Consider the following 19183-nt stretch of genomic DNA (forward strand, 5'->3'; position numbering starts at 1 on the left):
AAGTTTAATTTAATGTAAATTCTCTTTTTAATGTATCTAATTTATTTGCTACGCTAGCATTATATTGAATATCTCCAACACGCAAAATGAATCCTCCTAAAATAGTTTCATCAATGATGTTTTCAACTTCAACATCTTTGCCTGTAAGTTCTTTAACCTTAGCTAAAACTTTAACTCTCAAGTCGTCAGTTAAAGGCACAGCAGTAGTTACTTTTGCTACTTGTGTTCCTTTTAACTCATCAAACAATTGGTTATAGCTTGCTGCTACATCATTTAAAAGTGCTAACCTTTTGTTTGAAATTAAGGTGTCAATTAAATTTGTTGTCATACTATCAGATCCTTTAAAAACCTCTAACAGTACTGCTTTTTTATCTGATGATCTAACTACAGGACTTTGAAGCATATCGCTTAAGTCTTTACTTTCTGCAATAGTAGTTGCGATTAATTTCATATCATTATTAACAACTTCAGCTGTATTTTGATCTGATGCTAATCTTAAAACCGCCTTTGCGTAACGTAGTGCTGCTCTTGCTCCTGCCATTTTTTCTTAGTTTAATGTTGCTTCACCTAACATAGACTCAACTAATTCTAATTGCTTGTCTTTGTTTGATAATTCTTGACGCACTACTTTTTCTGCAATTTCTACAGATAATCCAGCGACGTGATTTTTTAATTCAGCCATTGCAGATTTCTTTTCACTTTCGATAGCTGCTTGAGCTTTCTCAATGATTTTATTTGCTTTCTCTTGAGCTTCTGTCTCGGCATTAGCGATCATTTGTTCTTTGATCTCACGTGCTTCTTTTAGCAATGCTTCTCTTTCAAGTCTTGCTTCTTTTAAGATACGCTCATTATCTGCTGTTAAATTTTCCATCTCTTTACGAGCATTTTCAGCAGAAGCCAACGCATTTTTAATACCTTCTTCTCTGTCGCTTACCGCTCCAAGAATTGGTTTCCAAGCAAATTTTCTTAAGATTAAAAGCAAAAACAAAAATGTTATTGCTGTCCAAAATACAAGACCAAATTCTGGTGTAATTAAATCCATTTCTTTGTTGTTTTTTAAATAACTTAAATTTTAAAGACACAGAAGTAACCAACCGTTACTTCTGTGCTTTGATTGTTTTACCCTTGTAAGAAAGCAACAACAACACCAAATAGTGCTACCGCTTCTACGAAGGCTGCTAAAATTAATGCAGAAGATTGAATCTTTCCGTGCATTTCAGGTTGACGTGCCATGGCATCCATAGCTGATCCACCAATTTTACCAATACCAACACCAGCTCCAATAGCTGCTAAACCAGCTCCAATAGCTGCAATTCCAGTAATAGTCATAATATAAAATTTAAATTAATTAATGATGTGCTTCTTCAGTTGCCATCCCAAAATAAAGGGCCGACAATATTGTAAATATATATGCTTGTATTGCTGTTACAATAATTTCTATAACTGTAATAAACAATGAGAATGCTACAGACACAGGCGCTATTGCCACAGACTTGAATACAAATATTAATGACATTAATGCTAAAATAATAACGTGTCCTGCTGTAATGTTAGCAAACAAACGTATCATTAACGAAATTGGTTTTACAAACATTCCGATAATTTCAATTGGCATTAAAAATATTTTCATAGGTACAGGAACTCCAGGCATCCAGAAAATATGCTTCCAGTAATTAGAGTTTCCACTTAATGTTGTGATAATAAATGTAAATACTGCTAGTGTACAAGTAAAAGCAATATTTCCACTAAGATTAGCTCCATTCAAAATTGGAATTAATCCAAATATGTTATTGATCCATATAAAGAAAAAGATCGTTAAAAGATATGGCATGTATCTTTTGTATTTGTGCTCACCAATCATTGGCTTTCCAATTTCATCTCTAACAAATACAACAAGAGGCTCTATAAACCCTGCTATTCCTGTAGGAACACCATCTTTCGATTTTTTATAACTTCTGGCAGCAGTAATAAATATGAGTAATAATACAGCTACAGAAACCCACATCATAAACACATTTCTAGTGATTGAAAAATTTAAAGGTCTGTGCGCATTAGTTGGGTGGTGCTCTTCATCAAAGGCAACAGAGGTTGCATTAGCATCAAGTTGATAGATTTTTTCATGAAGCTTAACGAACTTTCCGCCATTGGCCTCTACTATTTCTTTACCTTGATCATCATGATGGAACTTACTTGAAGAAAATGTAGTTAATCCATTATCAGTCCATAATATAATAGGTAATGATAATGAAACTGGCTTCCCTTTCCAATCCCACAAGTGAAACTCATGAGCATCTTTGACGTGATGCAAAATCATCTCTTTTGCATTGAACTCTTCATCCTTATTCGGATCACTATCTTCTGATGCATATCCAGCAAACGAAATTGCTAAAAATAACATCGAAAATAATACGTTTTTAAAAGTGTTTAATATCATCCTGTATTGCTTAAAAATACGCTGCTTTAAATTCGGTGCAAATGTACGCACATTATATTAATTGTCAAACAATAATTCAATGATTATTTAATGACTTATTTTAAAGAGGTTCAAGTCTTTGTATTCCTTACTTTTTCTGAAGAATTTTCACAACTGAATAGACTTCAAAAGCAAGAAAAATAAAATAAGGAATGAAAAAATTAGCGAGATCATAACCTTTTTGTTCTGGTTTAGATAATATCCAAGGCAATAAAAATACCATAGTAAGTATCATCTTTACAAGCATTCCAAAAATGAAAGTGTTGAATACTTCGGTCTTACCTACAGATTCACGATAATTAATTAATGTATAAATTATAATAACTGTAACAACATGAAATAAATAAATATGCCAGAGCGGAAAAAATAAGATAACCTCTCCAGCAAAATGATAATTTAAATAACTGTGAACAGCAAATAGTAAACCGCTTAGGGCAATGAGTTGAATAAGAAAGTTAGTTTCTCTCTTTTTAAAAACGTCGTTCATTTATTTATCTTCTTTTGAAATTGCAATAATACGTCTTATTATGTAAACAATAGATAGTATTACAGACAACAATGAGCCCGCAAGTGTATATAAATTATGAGTATTAGGATAGTGTTCATCAAGCTTGTAGCCAATGAATGTCCCAACTGCAATGATAGCAAACATTTGAATTGCTATTCCCGAAAACCGCGCATAGGTGTTAAGCGGTTTGACCTTTTTCTGGTGGTCTTGTTGGTGGTGTTGGTGGTGTTGGTTTGATTGTTGTTTGTTGTCCTGCTCCTGCATTACTTGATTCTTTTAGGCTGCCTTTCATAGAACATGTTGCGTTAAAATTAGCTCCAGGCTCAACGGCCAGTTTACCAACAATAACTTCACCTTCAACATGTGCAGAAGATTTTAAAGACAAGGTATCTGAAAGCATTAATTTGCCTTTGAATTTTCCTTCAATATCGGCATTGGCACTTTTAAGAGTTCCATTAATGATTCCTGTTTTACCAATAACCACCTTCCCAGGTGTTTTGATATTTCCTTGAATTGAGCCTTCAATTCTGAAATCGCCTTCGCTAATAATGTCACCTGTAATGACAGTTCCTTTAGCAATCGTGTTCTGTTGTGAAATTGTTTCTGAAGCCATACGTCCTGTTTTTTTGTCTGAAAACATAGGTCTAAGTTTATTGAGATTCTAGGTATTCGTTTAAGTTTTTGTGTCGCTGTACAATTTCGTAGTTTGGCGAAGAAATTGAATGGAAATTTCGGTCAATTTTATGTTTACTCTCTTCTAGGATTTCAGCAAAACCTGAAGCTCCTTGAGCGCTAGTTAATCCATGAACTACTACAAAAAGTGTATTAGTGTCATAGACATCAATAGAGGTCGATAAATCAAAATAGTTGATTTTAGAAATAGCTTCGTTAAGCTCTTTTACAAAGTCTTCTATTTGATCTTTCTCATTAATATTGAAAGGGTATAGTACATTAAAGTGTTTCGCAGTATCATTACTCACAAATTCTTTTTTTGCTAGAATAGGAATCACTGTCTTCATAATCTCTTGCGCCTGTTTTCCTTCTTCTGAATTTGGATAAGTAAGGGCAATAAAATTAACCCCTTTCTTATAAGCTTCGAATCCATTTAATCGACCATTGGCCGAAGCTTTTAAAATTTCAAATTTAGGCACCATTGGATCTCCTTCAAACTCTGTGATATATTGATCTGCTTTTGAAATAACTTCAGTATATTCTTGATTACCAAATTTACCAAATAAGCCTTCATAGAGACTCTCTGGACTATTTTCGTCTTTAGCAAATTCTGAACGTGGATTCAATAATATTTTTGCATATCGAGAATCAGGATAATTACTAACAATATCTGTTTTCATCGCATTAGCTTTATCACTTAATCCTAATTCGGTATAAATCTTTTGTAAATTATATTTAGACGGTAATATGAGACGCTCTTCTGGATTGTTTTGCAATAGGGTTTCTAATTTACCCATTGCTAATTCATATTCTTTAAATTTTTCCTTATAAATCACACCTAATTGGTAGTAGGCATAATTGCGATCTTTTGCTAAGCTATCAATAACTTTTTGATCTGTAGGAATTTTTGAAATGTAAAATTCTGGATCAAATCGTTCATCTTCTGAAGCATTTGTAGCAAGGTCATTAGCGTCTGTTGTAGCTCCTGGTCTAGATTTAGAATCGGAGAGTCTCCAGTTATCTTTTAATTCTCTATCTCCCCAAACTTTAACAAATTCATTTTTACCAAAAGCAACGGCTGTTGAGTTGTAAAAATAGAATTCTTGCTTTTGTGCATTGTTTGCTGTTGGATCTGCTCTTTGTGACTTTCCAGATTTAGTGTTAGTTGTTACTGAACCAGAATTGACAGATTTACGACGTTCTTCGGCCTCTGCCTTTTCTTTTTCGGCATCGGCTATTGCTTTCTGTTCTTGCGTATATGTTGTGAAATATGCCAATCGGTCATCATCAGACATATTAACTAGTTTTAAGATACTGTCATGGGCTTGAGCAATATCCTCGTAGTAAATAACATCTTCTAAATTTTCACGTTTACGTTTAATTACACGATAAGGCTTTGAGTTAAGTTTCATGTTGGTCATAGTACTATCGTAATAAGCACCTGCCATTTTGTATTGGGCGTCATCAAAACTCATGTCTCCAAGTGTCGCATAATCTCTAGACATAAGTTCTTTATCTCCAAGGTTTGTGCGCAATGACTTATTATAGTAAGCAACAGCTAAAGAATCACTTTGGTTTGCTCTATGGAATTCGGCAATTCGATAGTAAATCTTATCTAAGAATGGGCGATTTTCCCTATCTTCTTCTAGTGTCGTTAAATACTCAAGAAACTCGATCTTATTACCACCATCCATATCAAAATTATAGGATTTTGCTAAATGCGCATTAATATAGTATGGTCTTGGTATTTTACGGTGCATATCAATCACTTTATCAAAAGCAATATTGGCACTGTCTTTCTTGCCAAATTCATTGTAGAGCTGCCCAATGATATAATTAAAACGTGCTTTTTCTTTATTCTTCTTAGTGAATTCGACCGCTATTCCTAATTCAACCAGAGCACTATCTTTAGATTTTACATTGATATAAGCTTGAGCGAGCATTGATGTTGCATCTGCTAAGTCCTGATCTTCTAATTGTTCTTGCTCTAAAAGGCGTTTTAAATTTTTTATAGCCAGTTCATTATTCTCCATTCTAATATTGGCCTTTTCTCTCCAAACTTTAGCTGTGTTGATTTTATCACTAGCCGGATATTTATACAGAATGTAATTAAAAGCCTCAAGTGAAGGCACAAAACGTTGATCGAAATAACGGGCTTGACCTAATAAAAGGTAGGCTTCATCAATTTGAGGGTTATATTCTTTCCCTTTGATGTTCATACCGTGTTTTTGAACCGCTTTAATGGCTTTTTCCTCAGCACGTTCAAAATCTTGGTTTTTAGATTGACCCGGCAAGATAATCTCTTCTGAAAGTTGCATGCGTTCTACTGGTAATAATTCCCAGTAGTTGTCTGTTGCTGCATTATCAACTGTTTCTCTTCCTTTCTCTAATGCAATATTTCCGTTGTAAAGAATATTATACTTTGTTCCTAGAGCATGAAAATTTCGGTTAATAAACGTGTCTTTTTTACGCGAACAACTTGTGATAAAAAGTGTCACGCAAAACAGTGATATAATAACTTTAAAAGATGTATTCAAGTGGTTTAGTTTTTTGTAAATACTATAACTAAAATCGCTTGCATATATTATGCAATGCTGTAAAAATAAGCATCTTTTTGAATTATCACCGAAAAATGGTCGGTTTTTAGACGTACAGTAAGGTCTTAAACCTGCTCAGATCCTGAAAAATGTGCTTCCAATTCTTTGAGGGTTGCCTCATTGGTTTCAAGATCTTTAACGACTTCTCCTTTTTCAAGTACTACAATACGTTCACAAACATCAGTAACATGCATTAAGTCATGACTAGAGACAAGAACGGTAACCCCTTGCTTTTCTGCTAAATCTTTAATAATCCCTTTGAGTCGTATTTGTGTCGTTGGGTCAAGATTTGCAAATGGCTCGTCTAAAATAATCACATCGGGACTACCAATTAGTGCAGCAACAATTCCAGCTTTTTTCTGATTTCCTTTACTAAGATCTCTAAGGTATTTTTTTTGACCTAATATTTCACCATGAAAAAAATCTTCAAACTGAGCAACTAAGCTATCTACATCGGCTTTGTTTTCCCCACGAAGCTCACCAATAAAGTAAAAGTATTCTTCAGGAGTTAAATATCCAATTAGGAAACTCTCATCAATAAAAGCTGATGTAAATGGTTTCCAATCTTCACTTTGGTCTACAACAACACTATTATTAGTGATGTTTCCAGTAGTTGGTTTTATGAGGTCTAATAATAAACTAAAGTAAGTGGTTTTACCTGCTCCATTATTTCCAACTAGCCCGAAACTTTGTCCTTTCGGAATGCCTAGTTCATCAATTTTTAAAACACGTTTTCCACTATATGCTTTTGAAAGGTCTTTTGTATGTATCATAATATTTTATATCGTATTAACTATCTTGACTAAAAGCGTCAATCATTTTATATTTTGAATCGAGGTATTTCTGAGTGATTAGCGTCATTAATTTTTTATGAAGTACGATGCCTAAAACACCAAGTGCAATTAACAATCCTACAGCAGCTTCAAAACCAACAAGCCAGTTGGTAAGGCCAAATAACGCCATTGGCAATATCATTAAAGGAATTCCAATTATCCATTGTACAGCTCCAGTTCCTTGATAATTAAATGCAGCTTTTTTATCTAGATCTATTTTTTTCCTATTAAACGATCCTCCATAAAGAATCACATGCGAATTAACACCTATGTTGTATATCGCTGTTGCGAAATGCGCTATTAAAATTTTCCAACCGAAATACACATATGGTATTCCTAATACAAATAGAATAACAACACTCATGATCATGAGTACAAATTTGGATCTTAGGTACTGTTCATATTTAATGTTTTGACTCATGAGCATTTTGTAATATCCACTATCCCATGCTGGAATAAATTGACCAAAATTGATGAGAAAAAATCCAGTAGAGAATACTCCAATGAATGCGAACATAAATTCCATATCTCTGTATAAAGGCTGTGGGTAGAAGAATAAGCCATATAACAACCCAATTGCTAAAAGCATAGTCATAGACTTCGTACGCTTATTTCTCCATATCAATTTTAAATCCAATTGCATAAAAGGCGCAATATCTCCAAAACGCTTGGTCCATTCCATATTAGAGGCATTGACTACAGCAACTTTTGTTTTTAAAGAGCTATCGAGATACAGTTTAGACTTTAACTGTTTGAAGTTTACCACGTATAATCCAACCAAGACAGCAATTGGTATCAATACAAAAATTGGATTGTCGTAGATAGCTGTGAATCCTTGTGCGATTAAATCTGAAAATGAAATAACATTAAAGTAATTTAATGCAAACAAACTTCCAACAAGGACAATTACTGGTAGAAAGGACAATTCTCTTTCCGAAGAAAAACTCTCTAAAATAAAGTTTAAGAAGTTAATGATCTGTACAACTACTATTGCAGCTAACAACCACGCTAGTACCGAGATTACTGGATAATCATTTACGATTAGGGTAATACTAAAAGGAATAAAAGCGAATAACGGTAAAATATTAAAAAATGAAAATGCCGATTTTCTCAAGACATAATTAACCACTTTACTGCGTTTTACTGGTAAAGGCAATAAAGGTTTTACAGACATTACTGGTAGCTTTTGAAAAAAGAATCGAATCGCAACGTCAAATAATATATAAAAAAACAAAAAGCTGTTTAACGTAGTTAATGCATCTTGATCTGGATTAACCTTCCCTAATATTTTATATAAAAAGATACCTATAAATAAAAATATCCCAATAAAATAAAGCGCCAAAAAAGCCATTAAAATATTGATAGCAATACTCTTACCGAAACTTGCCGAACGGAAAAACTGTTTCCATTCTAAGTTTAAAAAATGTTTGAGTTTCATATTTAACTTGGTTAGTTAGTCTCTAAATTAGTTAGAGTATTTTTGAGCAATCTGAGATAATTCCATTCCCCAGGATTGACCAATAGACATACCTGCTTGAGCCAGGTCTGTTTGTTTTGATGCTAATTTTTTTCCTAGGTCTGACTTATAAAATACGACTAATTGTGCAATGTCTTCTTTTGTAAATTCTTTCATGTAAACATCTGCCAACTGACTATACAAGTCCTCTAAGGTGCCATTGGCTTCTTTGGTGTAGGCTTCCTTCTTATCTTCAGGAACCATAGCTCCAATTTGAGAAATCGCATTGTTAAAAGCATCTGCCGTTCCTGTGAGTTTAATGAATTCTATAGTTTGGGTTTTAAATTCTGTATTATCCTGTGCTTGGATAGTAAAGGCATATAGAAATGCAATAACATAGATTAATTTTTTCATGGCTTGTGTTTATGTTTGATTATTTAGAAATGTTAGTATTACTAAACTGGATTTTGTTACAACTAAAATACAATTCCTAGTTCGATTTGTTATTTTTACAAAAAAAATATTTATGTCACAGTTTCATAAACTCACTATAAAAGAAATCACTAAAGAAACCGAAAAAGCAGTCACCATTAGTTTTGATGTGCCTCAACATCTAAAAGATGATTTTGGCTTTAAAGCAGGGCAGTATATCACTCTAAAAACTACGATTAATGGTAATGAGGTAAGACGTGATTATTCGTTATGTACATCACCTAAAAGCGACGAACTTAAGGTTGCGGTGAAAGAAGTTCAGGATGGTACTTTTTCGGCCTATGCCAACAATCAACTTAACGTTGGTGACACTCTAGATGTTGCGCCACCTAAAGGGCGGTTTATATTTGAACCTAACGATTCTAAAACAAAAAACATTGCGCTTTTTGCTGCAGGAAGTGGGATCACTCCCATTTTAAGCATTCTTAAATGTGCATTAGAAGAAGAAGTATTAAGTAAAGTCATACTGGTGTATGGAAATAGATCGACAAGAGACACCATGTTCTTAAATGAGCTATTAGAGTTACAGCATCAATACAGTTCACGTTTTTCAATACAGTTTGTGTTTAGTCAAGCCGAAGAAGAGAATGCGATTTTTGGTCGTATTGAAAAAAGTACCGTCAATTATGTAATGAAAAACAAGTACAAAGATGTAAAAGTTGACGCCTATTATTTATGTGGTCCAGGTGGCATGATAAACACTGTGAAAGATGTTCTAATCGAACATAACATCGATGAGAACCGTGTGCATTTTGAGTTGTTTAAAGCGGCGAAACCTGTCGACATAGATGATTCGTCTGTGCCAGATGGTAGAACGAAAGTTACCATTTTGTTGGATGATGAAACCCTAACCTATGAAATGTCTCAAAAGCAATCTGTATTGGAAGCTGCTTTAGATGAAGATATTGATGCACCATACTCTTGTCAAGGTGGTATTTGTAGTAGTTGTATTGCAAGAATTACAGAAGGTAAAGCAACAATGCGACAAAATAATATTTTAACCGATGGGGAATTGGCAGATGGGCTCATTTTAACTTGTCAAGCACACCCCACAACACCAACACTTTTTGTAGATTATGACGATGTTTAAGATGCACATCACCTATTAAAACTGTCTTTAGTCGTAATAATCAGCCTTTTATCGAAAAAACCTAAGATATTCTTACAAATTCTTGACGGCTAATTTTAATCAAAATAACTTAGTCCTCGATTAGAATTTAATCATAGGGATTATCTAAAAATTCTAAATCTTGCCTCACTCTTTTGGAGTGGGGCTTTTTTATTTTAGAGCGTTATGGATTTTAGAAATAATGGTCTCTGGAGCAATAAATCTCATCACCTGCTCATATCCTTCTGGGAGTTTATTTCCATATACAGATGTTGGGATTTTAGGGTAACGTTCTCTATTAGCTAAGATGGCAGAATCTATAGTTTGATGAAATGGTAAAAAACCGGCATATGGATGTGTTACTCCCCAAACTGTAATTACGTTTACACCTAACATAGCCGCAAGATGAGCGTTTCCTGAATCCATAGCAAGCATGACATCTAAATTTGATATGATATCCAATTCTTCGTCCAATGTAAAACGACCAGCAAGATTGATAACGTTTTCAAACTGACTAGCTATAGCATTTAATTGTCGGGCTTCATCATTCCCTGCTCCAAAAAGAAATACCTGATATGTCTTCGAAAGTGTGTCAACTACTTCGGTCATTAAATCGATGGGATACATCTTTCCTTGAAAAGCAGCAAATGGAGCAATCCCAACCCATTGTTTTTCATTATTCCCAATAACATCTAAGTGTTTTGAACTCAATTGTACCTTTTCTGGAAAAACAGGTTGAGATAAATCTAATGGATATCCCAATTTTTCAAATACATCTGCATAACGTTGATGTGTTGTTTTAAGCTGTTTAAAATATTGACCAGAGGTTAATCTCTTTTTTTCTTCACGACCTTTATCTATTTGAACTACTTTTTTTCCGAAGAAAAAGAATTTTAAAATCTTGCTTCGCAGAACATTGTGTAAATCGGCCACAAGATCAATATCTAATTGCAATAACTCACGTGACAGTTTCCATAGTCCGAAAACCCCTTTATGCTTCTCTTTGATCTCAGCTGCAATGCAATTAACATTAAGAATGCCTCGAAAAAAAGGTTTAAAAAAAGGTTTGGTTAAAACGGTAAGTTTTACATCTGGATATTGTGATACAAAAGCTCTCAATACAGGTACACTCATAGCAACATCACCCATTGCTGAGAGACGAATAACGAGAATGTGCTTTGGCTTTGGCATCTCAACAATTTAAATAAACCTCTAGATTAAATTGAGGATAATTGTTACTTACTTCTGAGAGCGTAATACTGGATTAAGCTCATCATCATTGTACATTTTCATCTGCTTATAGACCTTCATGTACTTATCACCTTTGCTAATATCATCAAGAAGCGTATCAATAGCAGTAGATAGATCTACGCGTTGCTCTAATAAGATATTAAGCTTCTTTTGGCAAGCCTCTCTATGCGCATCTGAAGCATCTTCACGAGTAGCTTCTTCATTCATGTGATAGATCTTAAGAGCTAGAATAGATAATCTATCTACTCCCCAAGCAGGACTTTCGGTATTAATTGTTGCATCTCCTTTAGGTGACACCTCTTTATATTTTTCTAGAAAATAACTGTCAATATACTCTACCATATCTGTTCTATCTTGGTTTGAAGCATCAATTTGACGTTTCAATTTTAAAGCAGCAACAGGATCTATTTGTGGGTCGCGAATAATATCTTCATAATGCCATTGAACAGTATCTATCCAACATTTTCTGTATAATAAATGTTCTAATAAATTAGCGTCTTTATCATACACGTTTGTAAATGGTTGGTCAACCGTGTTAATAACGTGGTATTTTTCAATAACTTCTTGAAATATTTTATTTGCGTCTTCTGAAAACATAATCTCTTAATTTAAAGTGCAAATATAGAAGTTATTATTAACTTTATCTCCCTTAAAAAAGACTTCAAAACATGCATATCCATAATCTATCACAAGACAATTCTATTTTAAATTCTTTTATTTCTGAAATAAGAGATGCTCATATTCAAACTGATCGCATGCGCTTTAGACGAAATATCGAACGTATTGGTGAAGTTTTATGTTATGAAATGAGCAAAACATTAGATTATAAACCAGAAACTATTACTACACCTTTAGGTGAAAGCCACACACAACTCTACAATGACGATATCGTATTGTGTTCTATTTTAAGAGCTGGCGTGCCATTACATAGCGGACTTCTTAATTACTTTGATGATGCCGAAAATGCATTTATATCTGCTTACAGGCACCATAAAGCCAACCCTGAAACTTTTGAAATTATTGTTGAGTATTTGGCTTGTCCTAGCTTAGAAGGGAAAACACTTATCTTAGCAGATCCAATGTTGGCTACAGGACAATCTATGGTTGCTACTTTTGAAGCCTTGAAGCCTTTTGGAACTCCAAAAAACATTCATTTAGTAAGTGTTATAGGAGCACAAGATGGTGTTGATTTTGTGAATGATCACTTTGGAAAAGACACACATCTCTGGATTGCTGCCATTGATGATACATTAAGTAACAAAGGTTATATTATTCCTGGGTTAGGTGACGCCGGTGATTTAGCCTTCGGAAAAAAACTACAACAATAATAGTGCTATTGGCGTCACTATTATTATCCATAACAGTGTTTCCCTAAACCATTTCTCTGAAATAACTTCAAGGTAATTGGTCATGATAATTGATAATGGTGCAAATAGAAAGATAAACTCACTCCCATTTTTTGATGGTGCTACGGCTATGATGACTATTCCTAATACGGCCATTAATATGACGAGTTTAAATGATGGTCTATAACTTTTCATTTGAGACTTTATATTCTTGATATAATAGAATAAAGCCCAAAGCCCAAAGGATAGTAATATTGTTGACCCTATGATAATTTGTTTAGAATTTAAGGCACTAAAGTCTAAGCTAAAACCAAATAAGTTACTAGCAAAGTTAAACACATCAATTTCAAGTATGATAAAACACGATGCTGTAATTACAATAACAGTAGCTATGCCTATGAACGGGATAATGTAGTTTTTCACATCTATAATCGCATATACTATTAATGCTGTAAAAATCAATATAAAAAACACTGAAGACCAAAAATAGAATAAAGTGGCTATTGCGATCCAAAAAGAAGCGTCGAACACCTTCTTTTTAATTGCTTTTTGAGATCTTAAACTTATTAAACGCCGTAATGCTAGCAATATAAAAAAGTTTGCTATAAGTATTTGAGAGTTTAAAATCGTTGGTGGTAGAATGGCAAAAAACAACACATACAAGACAATATGGTAGCTGTTGTTCTTAGCTAAACTGTTACGCGTTACTAGAAAATCAAAAACAAAGACAGACATTAAGCATACTAGAAATATAGCTGTTTGTTTAAAAAAGATGATAAGATCGATATCGTTAGCTAAGATTTTAAATTTTGAAAGCACAAAAACCAGTAATAGCATAATGCTAACTACGATGTAGTGAATTGGTTTTGATTTGCTAAAAAAATTTGAAATCATTGGTCTGGTTTAAAATGAAAAAAATATGTAATTTTGCACTGTAAATATATGATTATACCAACGAAGCTCACAAAGAGATTCTAAAAAAATATAATTTAATGAAAGACTTTTTTTACGCTATAGAAGATTTATTCGTAAACGTATTGTTTGCTCCATTTGATGCGTTAAGAGCATTAGAATTAGAAAATTGGTGGACGGCTAACTTGCTGTCTTGGGTTTTCATTATCATAGGCATTGTTGCCATGGTATACTGGATGCTACAACTCAAAAAATTTAATGCTAATAATGAAGAAGATAAGAGTATTACTTCTCATTCTTACTTATAGTTTATAAATCGAAACCTATATCTTTTCGATAATTCATCTTATCAAAATGTAGTTTATCTATATTTTGATAAGATTTTTTTATGGCCTCTTGGTAGGTGTTTCCGTAAGAAGTTATAGCCATAACACGTCCTCCAGAGGTCACGATCTTATTATCTTTAATAGTTGCTCCAGCATGAAATGGTATAGAACCATCAATCTGTTCTAAGCCTGTTATCTCCTTCCCTTTGTCATACGCTTCAGGGTAACCTCCAGATACTAGCATTACAGTTGTCGCTGCTCTATCATCAATGTCAATATCGATATCATTTAAACGGTTTTCAGATATTGCTTTAAATATTTCAACGATATCATTTTTCAACCTTGGTAAAACAACTTCGGTTTCTGGATCACCCATTCTTACATTATACTCAATCACTTTTGGATCATTCCCAACCTTGATCAAACCAATAAATACAAATCCTTTGTAAGGCAAATTGTCTTTTTGAAGCCCTGAAATTGTAGGTTTAACAATTTGTTCTTCAATGGTATTTAAAAACTCATCTGTAGCAAAAGGAACTGGAGATACTGCTCCCATTCCTCCCGTATTTAGTCCAGTGTCACCTTCTCCAATCCTTTTATAATCTTTAGCAGTAGGTAAGATTTTGTAATGTTTACCATCGGTTAACACAAAACAACTTAATTCGATACCGTCTAAAAATTCTTCAATAACAACTTTCGAACTCGCATCACCAAACTTAGCATCTACAAGCATGTTTTTAAGTTCAGCCTTTGCTTCATTTAGATCATTAAGAATTAAAACCCCTTTTCCTGCTGCTAAACCATCGGCTTTTAAAACATATGGAGGGTTTAATGTTTCAAGGAATTTATAACCTTCTTCGACATTGTTAGCATTAAAACTTTGATAAGCAGCCGTAGGAATATTGTGTCTAAATAAAAATTCTTTAGCAAATTCTTTACTTCCTTCTAATTCTGCTGCGGCCTTTTGCGGACCAATAACCGCAACATGTTTTAATTGGTCATCATTTAAAAAGAAATCATGTATTCCTTGAACTAAAGGGTCTTCTGGGCCAACGACAACCATGTCAATATGATGTTCTAAAACCAAACTTTTTATCGCTTCAAAATCGGTAACACCAATATTTATATTTGTTGCTATTTGGGCCGTTCCAGAATTTCCAGGCGCCACAAAAAGGGCATCACATAATGGGCTTTGAGCTATTTTCCAAGCAAACGTATGTTCTCTTCCTCCAGAACCAAGAATTAAAATCGTCATGTTTTCAATTTGTTTGCGCAAAAATAATTGCTTTTACGCTTAAAAAATAATTAGTTTTGAAAAAATATCTAATGACACTCTACAACTCGTTACTAAAGCATTTCATTTTACCTATAGGTGATGCTTTTACTAATGGGAATTATTTAAAGTACATTAAAGAGTGGAAAACAAATGATCTTAAATCTAATACAGAACTCAGGAGTATTCAAAATCAAAACCTGCAACGCATTTTAGATCATGCCGTTACCAATGTTCCATTCTATAAAGATCAAAAGTCAACGGTTTTAACTGATTTCCCTATTTTAACTAAGGCTGTTTTAAGAACACATACCGAAGACTTAGTCTCTAGATCATACAACCTTTCAAAATTAGATAAACATCATAGTAGTGGAAGTACTGGTCAGCAATCGTTTACTTATATGACTAGAGATCACACGTTTTATTTACGAGCACTACAAACACATTGGTGGCAATGGAGTGGTTATCGTTTTGGGGATTCGTTGCTCCAATTTGGAATTTCACAAAAGCGAAACGTTTTGAAATCTCTAAAGGATCTTTTTTTTAGAACGACCTATGTCAAAGCTTTTGGTTTATCTGAAACCGAATTAAAAGCTATTTTGCACAAAGTCAAAAAGAAAAAAAGTATATATATAGCTGGTTACCCTTCTGTTGTAAATCAATTAGCAAAAGTAAGTCTATCTCATCAAATACGGCCAAACGTAAAAGGAGTGATCTGCTTTGGTGACAAATTATTTGACCATTATAAAACTACCATTAAAAATGCCTTTGGATCACACATTTCTTTAGTTGACACTTATGGTTGTGCTGAAGGTTTATTAATGGCGTGTAAACATGAAGCGGATTATTACAGTATCATGTCTCCTCATGTTTATATTGAAGTGGTTGATGATGACGGAAAGCCTGTTGATGATGGAGTTATGGGACATGTATTAGTTACTTGCCTCACAAACTATGCAATGCCTTTAATACGTTATCGCTTGGGTGACCTAGCCATCAAACTTCCTAAAGACAAGTATCCTGAACATATATCATTACAGTATCCTTTATTGCAAAAAGTTGTTGGAAGGGAAACTGATATCATAAAAACAACACAAGGAGTTACGCTTAATATTCATAGCTTTACGGGAGTTTTAGAATATTACCAAGCTATAGAACAGTACAAAATTATTCAAAATGACTTAGAGCGTATTCGAATAGAATATATTGTTGATAAAACAAAGCCATTTGATATGAGTATACTAAACGAGATTAAATCTAAGCTTCAAAAATTAACTAAAAACTGTTTAGATATTGTATTTGAAGAGGTTGATACGATTAAGCCAACAAAGTCTGGCAAACCTCAGATTATAGAATCCAACTTGAAAAAGACTTAAACACTAGTTGCTTTTTTTGTTGAGTTAAAAACCTCTATACGACCTAATTATAGTGAAAGATATTCTTATCATAACAAGTTACTTTCCTCCAGAAATTGGAGCGGCTTCTAATCGAATTTTTCAGTTAGCAGACGGACTGCAAAAAAGAGGTTTTAATGTCAATGTTTTAACTCCCTTACCTAATTACCCCACAGGTAAAATTTTTGAAGGATACAAAGGGAAATTCAAGCATATTTCATTAGAAAATGGCATTACCGTTAATCGTCTTTGGATTTATGCCAGTAATTCTAAGAATAAATTATTGCGCCTAATGGCTATGCTATCTTATAGTTTTAGTTTGGTTTGGTTTTTTATGTGGCATAAAATTCCAAAAACAGTTATTATACAATCACCTCCGCTCTTAGTTGCATTTACATGTTTGTTCTTTTTAAGAAAAAAGAAAAGAAACCTCATTTTAAATGTGAGTGATCTTTGGCCAATAGCTGGTCTAGAGTTGGGTGCTTTTAAAAAGAACTTTAGCTATAAAATGCTTGAAAGAATAGAACGTTATAATTACAAAAAAGCAAGTTTAGTTTTAGGGCAAAGCGAAGAAATATTGACTCATGTGACTTCCCTTTTTTCAAAAAAACCAATATTTCTATATCGTAATTTCCCTGAATTTAACCCTCCTGAAATTGTAAAAGGTACAACACACAAAAAACTTAAAATCGTTTATGCTGGCTTATTAGGTATCGCTCAAGGCATCTATAAACTCTGTCAAGAATTAGATTATAATGATATTGAGTTACATATTTATGGTTCTGGAGCTGAGCAATCTAAAATTGAGGACTTTATATCTAGTCATACCGAGTTGCCTGTTTTTTATCACGGCCATGTCACCAGGGAGGAGTTACATAACCTTTTAATGCAATATGATGTCGCGATTATTCCGCTATTAAATAGAATTTATGGTAGTGTTCCTTCAAAAATATTTGAATATGCTCGTTTGGGTCTGCCAATGCTTTATTTTGGTGGTGGAGAAGGTGAAAGCATTATTGAGGCCCATAAACTTGGATGGGTTGCAAAGTCGGGAGATTATAATGATTTAAACAAGGTCATTTCTAAAATCAATACATTTTCGGTAGAAGAAAAAAGAAGTATTCAAAAAGAGGCATTAGCCCATTTCAATTTTAATAATCAATTAGAAAAGCTTAAACCACATCTCTAGTAGGCTTTGTCTTCTCCCTTTACAGCGTTTAAAAATGTTTGGGTAATTATTTTTAAATCTAATAAAATTGACCAATTCTCGATATAGAAGATATCGTATTTTACACGACCAATAATATCCTTATCCGTTTCTATTTCTCCTCTAAACCCACTTATTTGTGCTAAACCAGTAATTCCTGGTTTAACAAAATGGCGTACCATAAACTTGTCAATTTTTTTGGCATACATATTTGTGTGACTCACCATATGAGGTCTTGGTCCAACTACAGACATATCACCAAATAGAACATTAAAAAATTGAGGAAGTTCATCGATACTTGTTTTTCTAATAAATTTCCCAATCTTAGTAATTCGTTGATCACCGCGTGTTGCCTGGTATAAGTGAGCGTCCTTATTAGGTGTCATTGATCTAAATTTATAACAATCAAATTCCTTATAATTAAAACCATTTCTAGACTGCTTAAAAAACACAGGGCCTTTTGATTCTAACTTAATCAAGATTGCAATTATTGGAGTTAGCCATGACAAGATAAAAATGACTACTAAACTTGAAAAAATGATATCAAATGTTCTTTTGATTACCATATTGAAAGAGTCTTCTAATGGAATATTTCTAAGCGATAAAATAGGAATGTAATCATAATACTCATATTTTAATTTTTTAGAATAAATCTCCTTATTGTCTGGTAAAAACTTTAAGATTTTAAGGTTGTTATCTGCAAAATCAGCAATGTCACTAATTTGTTGGTTGGACAGTTCGGAAATAGAGCAGTAGATTTCATCTATATCCTCTTTTTTAATATAGGTGAAATAATCTTCTAGTGATTCCTTCTTTTCTTTAATGCTGAATGTATTGACATGAACGTAACCGTATTCAGGGTTTTTATTGAAGAAGGTTTCTAGAGCTTGTGTTTTTTTATTGGCTCCAAAAATTACTGTTCGCCTAAAGTTTCCGCCAAATGATACACGGTATTTCTGAAGTAAATAATAAATAGTAAACTTAAAAAATGTAATCCCTAAAAAGACCGAAAAAATATACTTAAAAATGGTTATAGGATAGATATTTAAATCATGATAATATCCAGAGAAAGAAAACATTACCAAAGTAAACAGCACCATTTGTGTGAGGGTTAAAGAGAAAATTTTAACCTCTCTTGTGTACCTGTAGACTTCATAAAAATTTGAATACACTGATAGTGTAATCCAGGCTATCGATGTAAATACAATAAAAACAATCGGATCGATGTTTTTAAAGAAATAAAAAATAGCAAGACCATTCACTATACTTAAATCAATTAAATATGAAATTGGTCTTAAATACCCTGAGTACCGTCCTTGTTTAAATAAGCTCAAA

General features: G+C 33.3%; 21 protein-coding genes. 5 read left to right on the top strand and 16 right to left on the bottom strand.

Annotated elements, in window-relative coordinates; translation table 11 throughout:
* Nucleotides 1–4: 4 nt before the first annotated feature.
* From atpH to Q0783_RS04275, 11 genes are all read right to left on the bottom strand, one after another.
* Nucleotides 5–541 carry an ATP synthase F1 subunit delta gene (gene atpH, locus Q0783_RS04230; RefSeq protein ID WP_298893529.1) on the bottom strand — a complete coding sequence of 179 codons (537 nt, stop codon included), beginning with the start codon at nucleotides 539–541 and terminating at the stop codon, nucleotides 5–7.
* Between the two features lie 6 nt (nucleotides 542–547).
* Complete coding sequence (locus Q0783_RS04235) at nucleotides 548–1042, bottom strand: F0F1 ATP synthase subunit B (protein ID WP_230934551.1); 495 nt, start codon at nucleotides 1040–1042, stop codon at nucleotides 548–550.
* Between the two features lie 77 nt (nucleotides 1043–1119).
* On the bottom strand, nucleotides 1120–1329 hold the full coding sequence (atpE, locus tag Q0783_RS04240) for an ATP synthase F0 subunit C (protein ID WP_230934552.1): 210 nt from the start codon (nucleotides 1327–1329) through the stop codon (nucleotides 1120–1122).
* Nucleotides 1330–1348: 19 nt separating this feature from the next.
* Nucleotides 1349–2398 carry a F0F1 ATP synthase subunit A gene (atpB, locus tag Q0783_RS04245; protein WP_298893530.1) on the bottom strand — a complete coding sequence of 350 codons (1050 nt, stop codon included), beginning with the start codon at nucleotides 2396–2398 and terminating at the stop codon, nucleotides 1349–1351.
* A gap of 163 nt (nucleotides 2399–2561) precedes the next feature.
* Nucleotides 2562–2960: a hypothetical protein gene (locus tag Q0783_RS04250; RefSeq protein ID WP_230934554.1), complete on the bottom strand. Its 399-nt coding sequence runs from the start codon at nucleotides 2958–2960 to the stop codon at nucleotides 2562–2564.
* Nucleotides 2961–3245, bottom strand: a complete 285-nt coding sequence (locus Q0783_RS18365) for an AtpZ/AtpI family protein (RefSeq protein WP_366915431.1) — start codon at nucleotides 3243–3245, stop codon at nucleotides 2961–2963.
* Nucleotides 3160–3621: a polymer-forming cytoskeletal protein gene (locus Q0783_RS04255; RefSeq protein ID WP_298893531.1), complete on the bottom strand. Its 462-nt coding sequence runs from the start codon at nucleotides 3619–3621 to the stop codon at nucleotides 3160–3162. The genes Q0783_RS18365 and Q0783_RS04255 overlap by 86 nt, the downstream gene beginning before the upstream one ends.
* Nucleotides 3622–3631: 10 nt before the next feature.
* Nucleotides 3632–6190 (bottom strand): tetratricopeptide repeat protein, encoded by a 2559-nt coding sequence (locus Q0783_RS04260; RefSeq protein ID WP_298893532.1) that lies wholly within the window; start codon nucleotides 6188–6190, stop codon nucleotides 3632–3634.
* Between the two features lie 125 nt (nucleotides 6191–6315).
* Entirely contained in the window at nucleotides 6316–7023 is a 708-nt protein-coding gene (locus Q0783_RS04265; RefSeq protein WP_230934557.1) for an ABC transporter ATP-binding protein, read from the bottom strand.
* A 16-nt stretch (nucleotides 7024–7039) separates the two neighbouring features.
* Nucleotides 7040–8521, bottom strand: coding sequence for a DUF5687 family protein (locus tag Q0783_RS04270; protein ID WP_298893534.1), 1482 nt, complete (start codon nucleotides 8519–8521; stop codon nucleotides 7040–7042).
* Nucleotides 8522–8548: 27 nt separating this feature from the next.
* Nucleotides 8549–8953 carry a DUF2059 domain-containing protein gene (locus Q0783_RS04275; protein WP_298893536.1) on the bottom strand — a complete coding sequence of 135 codons (405 nt, stop codon included), beginning with the start codon at nucleotides 8951–8953 and terminating at the stop codon, nucleotides 8549–8551.
* A 112-nt stretch (nucleotides 8954–9065) separates the two neighbouring features.
* On the opposite strand from Q0783_RS04275, the gene Q0783_RS04280 reads away from it, so the two are divergent.
* Nucleotides 9066–10121, top strand: a complete 1056-nt coding sequence (locus tag Q0783_RS04280; RefSeq protein WP_298893538.1) for a ferredoxin--NADP reductase — start codon at nucleotides 9066–9068, stop codon at nucleotides 10119–10121.
* 189 nt (nucleotides 10122–10310) lie between these two features.
* Here the strand turns inward: Q0783_RS04280 and Q0783_RS04285 are convergent, their stop codons facing one another.
* On the bottom strand, nucleotides 10311–11330 hold the full coding sequence (locus Q0783_RS04285; RefSeq protein ID WP_298893540.1) for a glycosyltransferase family 9 protein: 1020 nt from the start codon (nucleotides 11328–11330) through the stop codon (nucleotides 10311–10313).
* 48 nt (nucleotides 11331–11378) lie between these two features.
* Nucleotides 11379–11987 carry a DUF4254 domain-containing protein gene (locus Q0783_RS04290; protein ID WP_298893542.1) on the bottom strand — a complete coding sequence of 203 codons (609 nt, stop codon included), beginning with the start codon at nucleotides 11985–11987 and terminating at the stop codon, nucleotides 11379–11381.
* Between the two features lie 71 nt (nucleotides 11988–12058).
* Here Q0783_RS04290 and upp point away from each other — a divergent pair, with 71 nt between their 5' ends.
* Complete coding sequence (upp, locus tag Q0783_RS04295) at nucleotides 12059–12718, top strand: uracil phosphoribosyltransferase (protein ID WP_298893544.1); 660 nt, start codon at nucleotides 12059–12061, stop codon at nucleotides 12716–12718.
* Here the strand turns inward: upp and Q0783_RS04300 are convergent.
* Nucleotides 12707–13630 (bottom strand): DUF6427 family protein, encoded by a 924-nt coding sequence (locus tag Q0783_RS04300; protein WP_298893545.1) that lies wholly within the window; start codon nucleotides 13628–13630, stop codon nucleotides 12707–12709. The genes upp and Q0783_RS04300 overlap by 12 nt on opposite strands.
* 98 nt (nucleotides 13631–13728) lie before the next feature.
* Between Q0783_RS04300 and Q0783_RS04305 the strand changes: the two genes are divergently transcribed.
* Nucleotides 13729–13956: a uracil phosphoribosyltransferase gene (locus Q0783_RS04305; RefSeq protein WP_298755374.1), complete on the top strand. Its 228-nt coding sequence runs from the start codon at nucleotides 13729–13731 to the stop codon at nucleotides 13954–13956.
* Nucleotide 13957: 1 nt separating this feature from the next.
* Here the strand turns inward: Q0783_RS04305 and purD are convergent, their stop codons facing one another.
* On the bottom strand, nucleotides 13958–15229 hold the full coding sequence (purD, locus tag Q0783_RS04310) for a phosphoribosylamine--glycine ligase (RefSeq protein WP_298893548.1): 1272 nt from the start codon (nucleotides 15227–15229) through the stop codon (nucleotides 13958–13960).
* Between the two features lie 71 nt (nucleotides 15230–15300).
* On the opposite strand from purD, the gene Q0783_RS04315 reads away from it, so the two are divergent.
* Both Q0783_RS04315 and Q0783_RS04320 read left to right on the top strand, forming a co-directional pair.
* Complete coding sequence (locus Q0783_RS04315) at nucleotides 15301–16623, top strand: AMP-binding protein (protein ID WP_298893549.1); 1323 nt, start codon at nucleotides 15301–15303, stop codon at nucleotides 16621–16623.
* 52 nt (nucleotides 16624–16675) lie between these two features.
* On the top strand, nucleotides 16676–17830 hold the full coding sequence (locus tag Q0783_RS04320; protein WP_298893552.1) for a glycosyltransferase family 4 protein: 1155 nt from the start codon (nucleotides 16676–16678) through the stop codon (nucleotides 17828–17830).
* On the opposite strand, the gene Q0783_RS04325 is transcribed toward Q0783_RS04320, so the two are convergent.
* Nucleotides 17827–19182 carry an undecaprenyl-phosphate glucose phosphotransferase gene (locus Q0783_RS04325; protein ID WP_298893553.1) on the bottom strand — a complete coding sequence of 452 codons (1356 nt, stop codon included), beginning with the start codon at nucleotides 19180–19182 and terminating at the stop codon, nucleotides 17827–17829. The two genes, Q0783_RS04320 and Q0783_RS04325, sit on opposite strands and share 4 nt — an antisense overlap.
* Nucleotide 19183 lies beyond the last annotated feature (1 nt).

Origin of the sequence: uncultured Psychroserpens sp. (assembly GCF_947500255.1) — a bacterium.
GTDB lineage: Bacteria > Bacteroidota > Bacteroidia > Flavobacteriales > Flavobacteriaceae > Psychroserpens.

Excerpts from the sequence above, each read along its gene's own strand:
- atpH (WP_298893529.1), bottom strand. The coding sequence starts at position 541 with ATGGCAGGAGCAAGAGCAGCACTACGTTACGCAAAGGCGGTTTTAAGA.
- Q0783_RS04235 (WP_230934551.1), bottom strand. The coding sequence starts at position 1,042 with ATGGATTTAATTACACCAGAATTTGGTCTTGTATTTTGGACAGCAATA.
- atpE (WP_230934552.1), bottom strand. The coding sequence starts at position 1,329 with ATGACTATTACTGGAATTGCAGCTATTGGAGCTGGTTTAGCAGCTATT.
- atpB (WP_298893530.1), bottom strand. The coding sequence starts at position 2,398 with ATGTTATTTTTAGCAATTTCGTTTGCTGGATATGCATCAGAAGATAGT.
- Q0783_RS04250 (WP_230934554.1), bottom strand. The coding sequence starts at position 2,960 with ATGAACGACGTTTTTAAAAAGAGAGAAACTAACTTTCTTATTCAACTC.
- Q0783_RS18365 (WP_366915431.1), bottom strand. The coding sequence starts at position 3,245 with ATGCAGGAGCAGGACAACAAACAACAATCAAACCAACACCACCAACAC.
- Q0783_RS04255 (WP_298893531.1), bottom strand. The coding sequence starts at position 3,621 with ATGTTTTCAGACAAAAAAACAGGACGTATGGCTTCAGAAACAATTTCA.
- Q0783_RS04265 (WP_230934557.1), bottom strand. The coding sequence starts at position 7,023 with ATGATACATACAAAAGACCTTTCAAAAGCATATAGTGGAAAACGTGTT.
- Q0783_RS04270 (WP_298893534.1), bottom strand. The coding sequence starts at position 8,521 with ATGAAACTCAAACATTTTTTAAACTTAGAATGGAAACAGTTTTTCCGT.
- Q0783_RS04275 (WP_298893536.1), bottom strand. The coding sequence starts at position 8,953 with ATGAAAAAATTAATCTATGTTATTGCATTTCTATATGCCTTTACTATC.
- Q0783_RS04280 (WP_298893538.1), top strand. The coding sequence starts at position 9,066 with ATGTCACAGTTTCATAAACTCACTATAAAAGAAATCACTAAAGAAACC.
- Q0783_RS04285 (WP_298893540.1), bottom strand. The coding sequence starts at position 11,330 with ATGCCAAAGCCAAAGCACATTCTCGTTATTCGTCTCTCAGCAATGGGT.
- Q0783_RS04290 (WP_298893542.1), bottom strand. The coding sequence starts at position 11,987 with ATGTTTTCAGAAGACGCAAATAAAATATTTCAAGAAGTTATTGAAAAA.
- upp (WP_298893544.1), top strand. The coding sequence starts at position 12,059 with ATGCATATCCATAATCTATCACAAGACAATTCTATTTTAAATTCTTTT.
- Q0783_RS04300 (WP_298893545.1), bottom strand. The coding sequence starts at position 13,630 with ATGATTTCAAATTTTTTTAGCAAATCAAAACCAATTCACTACATCGTA.
- Q0783_RS04305 (WP_298755374.1), top strand. The coding sequence starts at position 13,729 with ATGAAAGACTTTTTTTACGCTATAGAAGATTTATTCGTAAACGTATTG.
- purD (WP_298893548.1), bottom strand. The coding sequence starts at position 15,229 with ATGACGATTTTAATTCTTGGTTCTGGAGGAAGAGAACATACGTTTGCT.
- Q0783_RS04315 (WP_298893549.1), top strand. The coding sequence starts at position 15,301 with ATGACACTCTACAACTCGTTACTAAAGCATTTCATTTTACCTATAGGT.